The sequence below is a fragment of the Nonlabens spongiae genome (genome assembly GCF_002117125.1).
Taxonomy (GTDB): Bacteria; Bacteroidota; Bacteroidia; order Flavobacteriales; family Flavobacteriaceae; genus Nonlabens; species Nonlabens spongiae.
This window is the reverse complement of sequence record NZ_CP019344.1, coordinates 227,943-240,952: the sequence shown is the minus strand read 5'-3', so window position 1 is coordinate 240,952 and position 13,010 is coordinate 227,943. Positions and strand designations below refer to the sequence as shown.

Below are 13,010 nucleotides of genomic sequence, written 5' to 3'. Positions count from 1 at the left end.
ACCGTGAAACCCTCTGGTTACTTCGGCTCCGCTCAGCACAAGCGCTCAGCTAACTTCGTTAGCTTCGTCGTCGACCGGTCTCCCTTCTAAGAAGGGAGAAGCTCTATTCTGAAGTGGAAATTCTTTTGAATCAGAAAACTCACAATCACAATAATTACGCACGAGTAAACGCCTTTCCCTTCAGATGAAGGGAAAAATGTTTGGCGACCAGTCGCCAAACGAAAAGGGTTTGACCACTCGAGATACTTAATCACTGCACCTCATCCAAAAAAACCACAGTAATCTGCATAAAATCTAGATTCGTTAAGGTCGATTAACATTTTTTTTTATTTTTGGTCACTTACTAACTCATCAAAGGATCATGGGAGACAGAGATTACCACGAGCAGGAAGACATCTTTTCAAAAGTAGTAAGGGCGGGTCGTCGTACTTATTTTTTTGACGTGCGTTCCACAAAGGCAGACGACTATTACCTCACCATTACTGAAAGTAAGAAATTCACTAATGACGACGGTAGCTTTCACTTTAAAAAGCACAAAATTTATCTGTATAAAGAAGACTTTGCAGAATTTGGCGAGACCCTTAAAGAAGTTACAGACTTCATTCTCGAAAAACGTGGTAATGAGGTGATTTCAGACAAGCATCAAAGCGATTTCAGCAAAAACGGTCAGGAATCTGCAGGTGATAAAGCAGCAGAGCCTAATCATCCCGCAAGCTTCACAAACGTTGAGTTTGACGATATGTAAACAGGTTATTCCTTATCTTACAGCCTTTCAATTTTGAGAGGCTTTTTTTTGCTCTAAACTTTCGATTTTTCTATGAGAAACAACATTTTGATTTTTGTTTTGATGGGTCTCGCTTTCGCGAAAGCGATAACCGCACAATCCCCTTCACTTCAAGACCCGATTGAACTATCTTACTATCTACCTGAGGATGTAAGCTATGACACCAGCATTCCTACGCCGCAAGAAATTTTAGGATATGTGCCTGGAGAATGGCACGTGAGCCACGATCAGATCGTGCACTACATGAATGTGATTTCAGAAAAATCAGATCGGTTTCAAATTGAGAACAGAGGACGTACGTATGAAGGAAGGCCGTTGATTTTAATGACCGTTTCCAGCCCAGACAATTTATCAAACATTGACGTAATCAAAAGCAGACATAAAGAAGCGCTACAAAAAGATGGCGTTTCAAGAGAAGACGATCCCATCGTCGTTTATCAGGGTTTTTCCATACATGGGAATGAAGCCAGCGGCTCAAACGCAGCGCTCGTGCTCGCTTACCACCTCGCTGCTGCGCAAGGTGATGAGATAGAGGAATTGTTGAAAAATACTGTAATCTTGTTTGATCCGTGTTTTAATCCTGATGGGGTTCAACGATTTTCTACTTGGGTAAATCAACACAAGAATAAAAATATCACTTCAAACTCCTATGATCGTGAGTACGACGAGGTATGGCCAGGTGGACGTACCAACCATTACTGGTTTGACATGAATCGCGACTGGTTGCCCGTGCAACTTCCCGAGTCGCAAGCTCGCATTGCCACGTTTCACGACTGGATGCCCAATATTCTTACAGACCATCATGAGATGGGTACGAATGCTACCTTCTTTTTCCAGCCAGGGATTCCATCACGCACCCACCCGCTTACTCCTAAATTGAACCAAGAACTCACTAGGAAAATAGGTGACTTTCACGCAGAAGCTTTGGATAAAATCGGCTCGTTGTATTATACTGAAGAAAGCTACGACGACTTTTATTATGGTAAAGGTTCTACTTTTCCAGATATCAATGGCGGTATAGGAATTTTATTTGAACAGGCCAGTTCGCGAGGGCATGCCCAGGATTCCGAAAATGGATTACTCACTTTTCCTTTTACGGTAAGAAATCAGTTTACCGCAGGATTGAGTACGCTTAAAGCTGCAAACTCAATGCGTGAAGAAATTCTTGAATATCAAGAAGATTTCTATAAAAAAGCACGTCAAGAAACCAGTAGAAATTCTAGCGGAATTGTATTTGGCGATGAAAAGGACTTGAATAAAACTAACGCGCTCGCTGAAATTTTGATGCGACATGATGTTCGATTACATAAACTGAACAGCGACGCCAGCTTCAACGGTAAAAATTTTAAAAAAGGAAGCAGCTATTTCATTCCCAAAAATCAAATGAACAGCAGGCTGATTAATGCGATGTTTGAAAAACGCACCACTTTTCAGGATAGTTTGTTTTACGACATCAGCGCGTGGACTTTGCCACTTGCTTTCAACTTAGATTATGCCGAGAATGTCAAGCCTGATTTCAAAGAAGAACAAGCAACCGAGTTATTAAAGCCAGCCAACCAAAGTCAACTGAATCAAAATGCGTACGCCTATTTTATACCTTGGGAAGATTATCTCGCTCCACGCATTCTCAATCAGCTGCATGAAAATGATATCAGGGTAAAAGTTGCCATGAGTCCATTCAGCATTGATGGTAGAGATTATGACTACGGAACACTTATGGTTCCCGTGCAAAATCAGGCGCTCAATAAAATTGATTTATTGGCTTTGATGCAAGATTTATCCAATGAAAACAAGGTTACCTTTTATCAGGCAACAACAGGACTCACCACCGGGATCGACCTCGGTTCAAGACAATTCCGATTGGTACAACCTCAAAATATTGCATTATTGATCGGTAATGGGATTTCTCCTTATGACGCAGGAGAAATTTGGCATTTGATGGATCAACGGTATGATATTTCCATTACTAAAATTGACCTTGAAGACATCAACCGTAAAGATTTGGGTCAGTTCACCACCATTATCGTTCCTTCTACTTATGGTAGTCCAGAAAATGAAGTAGTAGATCAGCTGAAGCGCTGGACCAGAGAAGGTGGTAACTTGATTGGTTATAGAAATAGTCTCAGGTGGATGAGCAGTTCTAAAATGCTACCTCTAGAATTCAAAAAGGCAGATAGTCTCAACACTAATGTCGCTTTCAAAGATCGTAGCAATCTTTACGGAGCTCAAAACATAGGTGGTGCCATCTTTGAGGCAAAACTGGACCGCTCCCACCCTATTAATTTCGGATATAGTAAAGAAAGTTTACCATTATTTAGAAATACCAGTCTTTTTGTGCAGCCGAATAAGAATGGTTTCAATAATCCTATTCAATATACTTCTGAACCTTTGATGAGTGGGTATATTTCAGAAGAAAACTTGAAAGCACTCAAAGAAACTGTTCCATTCCAGCACAACAGTTACGGACGCGGTGAAGTAAGCGGATTTACAGATAACACACAATTTAGAGCCTTCTGGTACGGAACCAATAAATTACTGGCTAATGCGATATTCTTTGCGGAGATGATGTAGGCCTCACCCCTAGCCCCTCTCCAGCGGAGAGGGGAACTTATTTTTTTGTGAATCTCACCCTATCAAACTCCCATTCTTGACCGGTTTGTCAGCAGTGAGCAGCGTCACGCCTTTATCATCGCCTAACACACCTAAAATTAAGCACTCGCTCATGAAGTTGGCAATCTGCTTTTTGGGGAAATTGACTACCGCGATCACTTGCTTGCCTACCAAGTCGTCAGTGTTATAGAGTTCAGTGATTTGAGCGCTGGTTTTAAGAATTCCCAGCTCGCCCATATCGATCTCAATCTTGTAGGCTGGACTGCGAGCTTCTGAAAAAGCAGATGCGCGTAGAACAGTCCCTACGCGCATCTCCACTTTTTTAAAATCTTCCCAACTCAGCATCAGTTCATGCGCAGTTTTTCGATCATTTCTCTAGAAATCGCGACATCTGCACCGTAGGCATCAACAAGAATTCCCTTCTCTCCACCCTTGCACTCGATCGCATAGAGAATCATGTTATCACCTGGATTAGTCATTCCCTCAAAGCGGTAAAACTCTACCACTTCCAGCTCTTCTGCCTGCCATTCTTTTTTGAGTTCTTTTGAGCTTACGCCATTTTCAACAAGGTCAAAATCGATCGTATAGCCTTTAGATTGTAAATCCTCTGTTGCTTCCGTTACCGTATCGTATGCCTTTTTCATATTTTTATTTTAAAGATACATTGATTTGCTAGCACCAGAGCAGTCTTTAAAAGAAGTTTAATAGATTGCGCATTAGATATTCTGTGGTGAACTAGGTTTGTTGGGATTCCGCTTTCGCGAAAGCGTAACAACATACACTCCCCCACTACTAACAAAACAAAAGATGGCTCTCACTCCTTCAAATATGCTCCCTCTAGGCACCAAAGCACCTGAATTCAAACTGCTGGACACGCGGTTTAACGAGATGATAAGTTTTGCCCAGATCAAGGGAAAACTAGGAACCGTGATCATGTTTCTGTGTAATCACTGCCCGTATGTGATCCATGTAAATGAAGAAATCGTGCGGGTTGCCAACGATTATAGGGTGATGGGATTCGGTTTTGCGGCGATAAGCAGCAATGATGTAGGGCAATATCCGCAAGATGCTCCAGACTTGATGAAAGTGGTAGCAGAGGAAAATGATTACACATTCCCTTATTTATACGATGCAGATCAGAGCGTGGCAAAAGCTTATGACGCGGCTTGCACGCCAGACTTTTACCTATTTGACCGTGAGGACAAACTGGTGTATCGCGGCCAGCTGGATGCGTCCCGACCGGGAAATGGTGTACCACTTACGGGCACTTCATTAAGAGAGGCTATCGATGCTATTTTGGGCAATAAAAAAGTGCCAGAGCCCCAAAAGCCCAGCATGGGTTGCAACATCAAATGGAAGTAGGCGTTCTTCCCATTAGAAAACCCTAAATTTGCGACTTTTAAGCCATCTATATGCACTTTCTTAAAGTAGTCTGGAACCCGCTGGAGGGAATAGATCTCGGTTTTTTTACCATCCATTTTTACAGTTTATCTTATGTAATCGCCTTTATGCTGGGCTGGTACATCATCAAGCCTATTTTCAAAAATGACGGTGTCGCACAAGAAAAGCTGGACCCGCTATTTATGTATACGGTTGTAGGCTGTCTGGTAGGCGCGCGCTTGGGGCACTATCTTTTCTATGATTACGACATCTTATTTTCTGATCCGTTACATGTAATTCTTCCGTTTAGATGGGAGCCGGAATTTGAGTGGACTGGTTTTGCGGGAATGGCAAGCCACGGAGCCGCACTGGGAATCATAATCGCCATGTTCTTTTACAGCCGTAAGCATTTGAACCGGCACATGTTCTGGATTCTAGACCGTTTAGTGATTCCTACCGCGATAGGCGGAACTTTTGTTAGGTTGGGAAATCTCATGAACAGCGAGATCGTAGGGAAAACAACTGATTTCTGGGCTGGTTTCAAATTTGTGCGCGACACCAGTGATGATGACGTCAAAGCGGCGTTGATGAAAACAGGAATACGCGACACGGACAAAGCTATTGATGCTTTGGTAAATGATCCGCAATATGCTGAGTTGCTCGCAACGATCCCGTACAAGCACCCGGCACAGTTGTACGAGGCTATTTGTTATGTGTTTGTGTTTTTGGCACTCTACTTCACCTATTGGAAAACTGATAAGGGACAGAAACTGGGTTATCTGCTCGGAATGTTCTTTGTGCTTCTTTTCACTGTAAGATTGCTGATTGAACAGATTAAAGCGCCACAAACGGACACAGATGCTTTTGAGTTCTTAGGAATTGATTTCAATACGGGACAATTGTTGAGCGTTCCGTTTATTCTATTCGGTCTTTATTTGATGTTTAGGCCTGGGTATCAGATGGAAAGGAATGTATAATCAGTACATTCTGTATTCTCCAGACCCTAAAGGAAAAACTTTGAAGCGATCATCAAAATAAATATCAAATTGATTACGCCTTAAAAATTGATCTTGAAAATCAGGATTTAAAATTTCGCCCAACGAATTGAGTTGAACTATTCTTGGCAAATGAATGATCTTGTTTTTCTTGACAAAACTATTGGCGTATTTCTCATCAATTTGAAGATGCTTTCCTGGAACGTCATTTTCATAGAAAATGCTTTTGAATTCTAAACGTTTTCGGAACACATTAACTCCGAGAGTTACCATGTTTAAATTCTCAAAACCCTTTCTTTGACCAAATTCTATCCACTTTGAGAGGTTTAAAGCAAGATTTGGATCATAAATATCATATAGGAATACATAGGTAGTAGTGTCTGAGAGTATAGTTTTAAAATCTACTTTTTCACCATCTAAAGTTTTTGTAGATATTTCTGGAAAAGAATCGAGATGCTTAAATAATGGCTCTCCCTTCGCTAGAAATCTTAGGTCTCCATAGCGATATGAATCTAACCATCTCAAAAACCTGTAATACATCAAGTTCTCAGGTTCGTTGAAAATAAGGTACTTAATACCAGCTATGATGTTCCATCTGATAAAAGTATGTTGAAATTCTCTATAGATTTTCTTCATTTTAGATAAGCTGGCTGCAGTTCTTATTTGATGCGTGTAGTAAGAAATAGCCAATCGATGATATTCAGGTGTATAGAAATTTGCAGACTCTAACTCAAATTCTCTCCCCAACTTTTCCTGATCAACTTCAAACATACTCAGGTTGCCCTGTTTATAGTGATTATAGAAAATTTGGAAATTCAATTTGTAATAGTGCCAAAACTTTTTCTCGTCATTAATAAAGTCACTAGGCAAATTTTCTTCAAGTGCTTTTTTCATGAACATGCTTTCAAATTTGTTAAGCTTTTGAGATAACATTTGCTTATTTGCCATTAGAAATGCAGCATCTTTCTCTTGCTCCATCAAGAATGTATGTCGCAATAGAAGAAATTTGTTTTTCAGTTCTGCTTCTCCATCTTTTATAGTAATTTGATAATCACCCTCTCGTTCTTCAATAGCAATAGACAGATTCTCCCCATCATTAAAATGAAGTTTCCACGTTTGATCATAGACTTTTAAAATGACGTAGTTCCGATAAAAAACATACTTGGATCTTAAACTATCAATACGAGGACAATGATCCAAAGGACAATTGCCTATATTAAATTCTGTGCGGTTGCTAGATGGCTCAAAATCATATTCAAAATGAATTGTCACATTGATCGGTTTTCTTGCAGCAAAAGCAACACACGGAAGAATAAATAGAAGGAATGTTAATTCTTTCATTTCAAATTCTTTAAAATAAATTCCACCTGTTCATTCTGATTCAAACACTGCTCAAAAGATTTTGAACGGTGTTTGATCTCAGCAACATAACCTTCTTCTTTCATGGCTTGAACACCATCGTTGAAGTCCAGACTGCATTTACCAAGCATAATAGGCTCTAGATCTTCACCTGTTTTGTAGTAATCATACACTTTTTTAAGACCTGAAAGGTATAAAGCGTCTTTTGTCCACCCACCACCACGATGGGTACGCAGAGTGATTCCAAAGGAGCGCTCACGATCCAATTTTAATTGGTTATGCAACAAATCAAAGGTATCTTGGAAATCATATCCTTTAGTAAGGGAATCGACTGCCATCACACGGTAGGCCAATTCTTTTAAGCGATTCACTGTCAAATTACCGCTCATATACTCTGACATCACCGCGAGACCTTCTTGGGTTTCTTCGTAATTGGGAAAGCCGTTGCTGAAAATAGTAAGTGGTTGCTCAGCAGCGTTAAATGTGGTTACTAAATGAACCCCAATCTCGTGGTGTCCCAAAACATTGAGCTCGTGCTGTGAGTATTGATGGTTTTTCTTTAAGATCAATGCACGCTGACTGTTAGAAACCATGGCTGCAGCACTCATGGCGCTGCTGGTTTTTATATCAAAATCAAAATCGTACTGTTCTCTAAAGTTCTTGAAAAACCGGGTTGCCTCTTCTGTGCTATATAATTTTTTGCTATTCGGGAGCTCATCTTGATCTTCTGTAAAATGAAGGATGAATTTTGCATTTTCTACTGTCTTTTCAGTAGGCGTTCCAAAAAAACGTAAACTATTAAAATAGAATTGATTGTTAGGTTGTGCTATAGTTTCAATACACTGTAAGAGTCCACTGTAGGTATAAATAATATCTTTATATAGATCTCGTATATCATCATTCTCAATGCGCTCCAACCGCTGACTGAACAATAGTCTGTGGATTTTATAAGGATTGAATTTTACCTTTCGATATTTGAACTGCGGATTATATAAGTACTTGCTCTGGAAAAACTTTTTGCGTTCTTGTGCAATATTTAGCGGATTTACATAAGCGAGCATCTCAATGCGCCTGACAATTCTGTCAATATTTGCATCAATTTCCAGTAAAGCGTCTTTCTTGTGCGTGAATTCTTTAGACAATACTGTGGTGTCTATCGTAGAATCTGTGGGCATGTGCCTGTATATAATATTTTAATTGATCTCTAACTGCTGCAACCACTTCCGGGAAAATGACACCAGTTTCTTCATCACAATACACTTTTGATATTTCCGTGGCAAGTACAAGAGTGTTCAAGGTATTTGCGGTAATGTATTTAAGAAAATAACCATTGCCTTGAAAAACATCATTTACTTCACAGGTAACTTTTTCATCAATAGGTAATTCAAGTTTACCTAGTATCTCTTGCCATTGAGTGATTGCTGTATTGTACTTGGTTTCGTCAACATTAGAAGTACCTATATTAAAGACTGGTACTTTGCGCTCCCATCTTTTCCAGTTATAGGAGTGAAGGTCATAAACCACTACACTACCAAACATCTCTTCCAGCTTAACCATAAGGGTAAGCACTACTTTATAGAAATTCTCGTGTTTGTTTATAGCCTTTAATTTCAAACTTTCAGACAGTGGAATTTTCCACAAACGCTTCCCCCAAGCCGTCTCATAAATTGCTTCATTTGGATGCCTGTTCAAATCATATTCAAAACGGCTGTCATGAGCGATCAGTGTAAGCGGCAATCCAGAAATCATTTCTCCAGTTGCCGGATCCTCCTCATACCAGCGATCGTGCTCTGTATGATGGCAATTTTTCCAAAGTTCCTTATCTAAATTATGACCATTGTGAATGGCTGCACAGGCAAAGGGAACATAATCGTCGATTTTAATCGAAAAAGAATAATCATCCGCTACGGCGTGAAACGTCTCTTCACGTTCAATTTTATCAATGATTTGACGATAGGAAAGTTTAATCATCCTGTACAGTATTTTTAAGTTTGATTTTACGTTCTAACGCTTTCCCCCTATTTTCAACTACTTCTTCAAAATAATCCACAATTTTCTGCTGGATTTTAATTTTGGAAGCCTTATTGATCTGCACTAACCCCCCAGGGGACATCACGTTTACTTCGACTAATTTACCGTTGATAACATCTATTCCTACAAAAAACAACCCGTCTTTAACTAATTTGGGTCCTATTTTCTTGCACAATTTTTTCTCTGCCTCAGTAAGATTGTGCTTTTTGAAAGTACCTCCAGCACTTATGTTTGAACGGTGATCGTCGCCACCAGGCACTCTCCTTACGGCACCTATGGGTTCTCCATTTAGGATGAGAATGCGTGAATCGCCCTGATCAGCACCTTCAATGTAATCTTGAAGAATCACATAATTTGTTGTCCCATCCTTATTATCGATATAAAAATCTAGCAGCGAGTTCACATTGTGCATCGCGTTTTTCTCAATCATGATCACGCCACTACCTCCATAACCATTAAGCGGTTTCATAATCATACGATCTTTGGGATTCTCCTTGATAACGCTCTTGAGATATTTTTTGTTTTTGGAAACGTGCGTCGCAGGAATGATCTCATTATCAGGATCTTCAAAACAAGCGGTGTACAATTTATTATTAGCTTCACGCAAGCCTTCAATATCATTTACGATAAATACATCGTCCTTAACAGAGTCTAAGAAATTGAGTGCAATCGGGTCCAGAGGTGGATTTGCCCGCATCATAATAATGTCAAAACCAGCTAGTGGTAACATTTTTTCTCTCAGCTCGGTGTTTTTGTAAAAAGACTTGATTTGAGCTGGTACTTTTTCCTGTTTTTTGATCACTTTAGAAAAAGCATAAGCAATACTGTCCCTAATGGTGAGGTTTGCAGGCGTCGCTATGGCTACTTTATGGCCACGTTTACAACATTCATGGATAATCGTCAGTGTTGAGTCGGCGTCTGGTTGTATCTCCTCCCACGGGTACATGATAAAACAAATATTCATAAGGCTTTGGTTACAAGTGGACTGGGAAAATAGGAATTATCTCTCAGTGAAGACCTAAGTATTTCTAAAAATATATTAGCTCAAAACGTATGTCTTACGATGCACTGCTATAATTTGTCCGTTTCCGATTCTTTAAAGACTAATATCTTAGATTATCTCGCTTTCGCGAAAGCGGAATCACAATCAACCCCTCGCTATGATGATACCTCATCAAGATTGTCATCCCAATCCTTCACTTTTGGCTTACCAAATTTACCTAGAGACTTAGCCACCACCGAGGCCACGGTTGCATCGCCAGTAACATTTACCGTGGTACGCAACATGTCCAGCGGTCGATCCACGGCAAAGATGAGTGCAAGAGCTACTGGAAGATATTCGCTCGGGAAATCGATGGATTCCAATACAATCACCAGCATCACCATTCCAGCACCGGGAACAGCCGCGCTACCTATGCTTGCTAGCAACGCCGTCAGCACGATCGTCAACTGTTGCCCCATGGTCACCTCTATATTCAACGCCTGGCATACAAAAACAGCAGCCACGGCTTGATACAAACTCGTTCCATCCATATTGATAGTAGCTCCTACAGGCAGTACAAAACTGGAGACCTCCTTTTCAACTCCCATGTGTTCCTCGACTCGTTCCATGGTCACTGGTAGTGTCGCAGCAGAACTACTGGTAGAGAAAGCCAGTAATTGAGCTGGAGCGATTTTGTTCAAAAACCATAAAGGTGACTTTTTAACGTACAGTGTAAAGATCAAACAGTAGATCACGATCATCGCGAGCAGTCCAGCGACCACCGTGAGCGCATAATACAGCAATGCCAGTAGCACCTCTGGATCGTCTGAGGTAACGACTACGGTCGCAAGCAATGCAAAAACAGCAAATGGTGCAAAAAGCATGATCAAGTCCACCATTTTAAGTACGACATCATTAAGACTATCAAAGAAATTTTTGAGCGGCAAAGCAGCCTTCTCACCGATAAGAAGCATGGAAATCCCTAAAAAGATCGCAAAAAAGATCACCTGTAGCATCAAACTGTTGTTTGACATCGCCTCCACCGCATTACTCGGGATCATATCTACCAGCGCTTGTAAGGGGCCTGCATCTTTTTGGGCGGCGGCCGTTTGAAGCTTACCAGCAATATTTGAATTACCCTCATAAGTGGTACTCAAACTTTGAACGGTCTCTTCAGAAATTCCTGAACCTGGATCTACAAGATTCACGGCTACAAGACCGATGGTTATAGCGATAACTGTTGTGAAGATATAAATCCCTACGGTGCGCAATCCCATATTACGGAACTTGGCAATGTCCTTTAGATCAGAAATACCTTTTATAAGAGACGCTAGAATCAGCGGTACCGCAATAAGTTTCAGCAAATTCACAAAAATCTTCCCGAAAGGCTCAATCCAGTCGGTCACCCATTCTCTGGCCTTAGTAGATGTAATGGTTCTCTCAGGAATTACAACGTGTTCTGGAACCACTTTTCCATCAACAACTGAGTAATCGAGTTTATAGGATTCCTTGATGGTGCTGACCACGACTTCTTCTTGTCCCCACGAGGTATTGAGCAAAATGAGCCCAAAACCGATCCCCAAAACCATTCCTATCAAAATCTGCCAGTGCAGCGCCAGTTTCTTCATGTGCTATAAGAAAATTTTAAGACGGGAAGATAGTAAAATCAAGCTATGCAAGCCAACTTGCCTACAAGCCTATTAATCAGTACGAATCAGATATTCTTGTTATATAGCGTTACTTCTACATCGTTTTCAAACGAGTAGTCTGATCACGCAACAAGTGATCTGCAATGACCAGCGCAGCCATGGATTCTACAATAGGTACTGCTCGCGGTAGCACACATGGATCGTGACGCCCTTTACCTTTCATGGTAACCTCAGCTCCCGTCTCATCAATGGTTTGCTGATCTTGCATCAAGGTAGCCACAGGCTTGAATGCTACATTAAAGTAGATGTCCATACCGTTTGAGATACCGCCTTGGATACCGCCACTTCTATTTGTTTTAGTACTTCCATCTTGATTATAGAGGTCATTATGCTCGCTACCAGTCATTCTTGCGCCCTCAAAACCGCTGCCATATTCAAATCCCTTGACGGCATTGATACTGAGCATGGCTTTGGCAAGGTCTGCGTGCAACTTGTCAAAAACGGGTTCGCCCAGACCTGCTGGCACGTTTTCTAAAACACAAGTTATGGTGCCTCCTATCGTGTCTCCTTTCTTTCTGATCTCAAGGATTTTTTCTTGCATCGCTTTCGCGAAAGCGGGATCAGGACAGCGCACATCGTTCTTTTCAATCTCAGAGAAATCCAAATCCTTGTAATCTTTATCCAGCTGAAGATGGCCAACGCTACTGGTGTAAGCCGTAATTTTAATTTGTGGGAATAGTTGTTTAGCAATAGCTCCCGCCACTACTCGGCAAGCCGTTTCTCTCGCGCTACTGCGGCCGCCGCCACGGTAATCCCGATGACCGTATTTGTCCGTATAAGTTTTGTCAGCATGGCTGGGACGGTAGGTCGTGGCGATGTGGGAGTAGTCTTTTGACTTTTGGTTCTCGTTGACGATTTGAAAACCTATGGGAGTTCCCGTGGTTTTCCCCTCAAAAATCCCAGAGAAGAATTGAACGGTATCACTCTCCTTGCGCTGGGTCACGATTTTGCTCTGACCCGGTTTACGTCTATCCAGCTCTCTCTGAACTGCGCTTAAATCTATTGCGACACCTGCTGGACAGCCATCGATAACACCACCTATCGCGGCGCCATGACTCTCACCATAGGTAGTAAGTTTAAACGATTTTCCAAATGTATTTCCTGCCATAAGACAAAGATAATGTGCGTGAAGATTACATAAGATCAAAACACCCTTTGTC

The 13,010-nt window shown here is 41.1% G+C and carries 12 protein-coding genes; 4 read left to right on the top strand and 8 right to left on the bottom strand.

Features of this window, described 5'->3' with window-relative positions; all coding sequences use genetic code 11:
- The first annotated feature begins 361 nt into the window (after positions 1 to 361).
- A complete protein-coding gene (locus tag BST97_RS01115) occupies positions 362 to 745 on the top strand; it encodes a PUR family DNA/RNA-binding protein (protein ID WP_085765515.1) in 384 nt (127 codons plus the stop codon).
- Between the two features lie 72 nt (positions 746 to 817).
- Positions 818 to 3,355, top strand: coding sequence for a M14 metallopeptidase family protein (locus BST97_RS01110; RefSeq protein WP_085765514.1), 2,538 nt, complete (start codon positions 818 to 820; stop codon positions 3,353 to 3,355).
- A 54-nt stretch (positions 3,356 to 3,409) separates the two neighbouring features.
- Here BST97_RS01110 and BST97_RS01105 read toward each other — a convergent pair whose 3' ends face one another.
- Positions 3,410 to 3,739, bottom strand: coding sequence for a tRNA-binding protein (locus BST97_RS01105; protein WP_085765513.1), 330 nt, complete (start codon positions 3,737 to 3,739; stop codon positions 3,410 to 3,412).
- Positions 3,739 to 4,038, bottom strand: coding sequence for a phosphoribosylpyrophosphate synthetase (locus BST97_RS01100; RefSeq protein ID WP_085765512.1), 300 nt, complete (start codon positions 4,036 to 4,038; stop codon positions 3,739 to 3,741). Before BST97_RS01100 ends, BST97_RS01105 begins: the two co-directional genes overlap by 1 nt.
- 163 nt (positions 4,039 to 4,201) lie before the next feature.
- Between BST97_RS01100 and BST97_RS01095 the strand changes: the two genes are divergently transcribed.
- Together BST97_RS01095 and lgt are read left to right on the top strand one after the other, a co-directional pair.
- Positions 4,202 to 4,756 carry a thioredoxin family protein gene (locus tag BST97_RS01095; protein ID WP_085768105.1) on the top strand — a complete coding sequence of 185 codons (555 nt, stop codon included), beginning with the start codon at positions 4,202 to 4,204 and terminating at the stop codon, positions 4,754 to 4,756.
- A gap of 50 nt (positions 4,757 to 4,806) precedes the next feature.
- Entirely contained in the window at positions 4,807 to 5,751 is a 945-nt protein-coding gene (gene lgt / locus BST97_RS01090) for a prolipoprotein diacylglyceryl transferase (protein ID WP_085765511.1), read from the top strand.
- Here lgt and BST97_RS01085 read toward each other — a convergent pair whose 3' ends face one another.
- The 6 genes from BST97_RS01085 to aroC all read right to left on the bottom strand — a co-directional run bounded on the left by BST97_RS01085 (position 5,752) and on the right by aroC (position 12,958).
- Complete coding sequence (locus BST97_RS01085; protein ID WP_085765510.1) at positions 5,752 to 7,110, bottom strand: hypothetical protein; 1,359 nt, start codon at positions 7,108 to 7,110, stop codon at positions 5,752 to 5,754.
- Positions 7,107 to 8,303: a flavohemoglobin expression-modulating QEGLA motif protein gene (locus BST97_RS01080; RefSeq protein ID WP_085765509.1), complete on the bottom strand. Its 1,197-nt coding sequence runs from the start codon at positions 8,301 to 8,303 to the stop codon at positions 7,107 to 7,109. Before BST97_RS01080 ends, BST97_RS01085 begins: the two co-directional genes overlap by 4 nt.
- Positions 8,263 to 9,099, bottom strand: coding sequence for an N-formylglutamate amidohydrolase (locus tag BST97_RS01075; protein ID WP_085765508.1), 837 nt, complete (start codon positions 9,097 to 9,099; stop codon positions 8,263 to 8,265). Before BST97_RS01075 ends, BST97_RS01080 begins: the two co-directional genes overlap by 41 nt.
- The gene (gene gshB, locus BST97_RS01070) at positions 9,092 to 10,123 is read right to left on the bottom strand and encodes a glutathione synthase (protein ID WP_085765507.1); all 1,032 of its coding nucleotides are present in this window, start codon (positions 10,121 to 10,123) and stop codon (positions 9,092 to 9,094) included. Before gshB ends, BST97_RS01075 begins: the two co-directional genes overlap by 8 nt.
- A 194-nt stretch (positions 10,124 to 10,317) precedes the next feature.
- Positions 10,318 to 11,769 carry a dicarboxylate/amino acid:cation symporter gene (locus BST97_RS01065; protein WP_085765506.1) on the bottom strand — a complete coding sequence of 484 codons (1,452 nt, stop codon included), beginning with the start codon at positions 11,767 to 11,769 and terminating at the stop codon, positions 10,318 to 10,320.
- 115 nt (positions 11,770 to 11,884) lie between these two features.
- Positions 11,885 to 12,958, bottom strand: a complete 1,074-nt coding sequence (gene aroC, locus BST97_RS01060; RefSeq protein ID WP_085765505.1) for a chorismate synthase — start codon at positions 12,956 to 12,958, stop codon at positions 11,885 to 11,887.
- Positions 12,959 to 13,010: the final 52 nt, after the last annotated feature.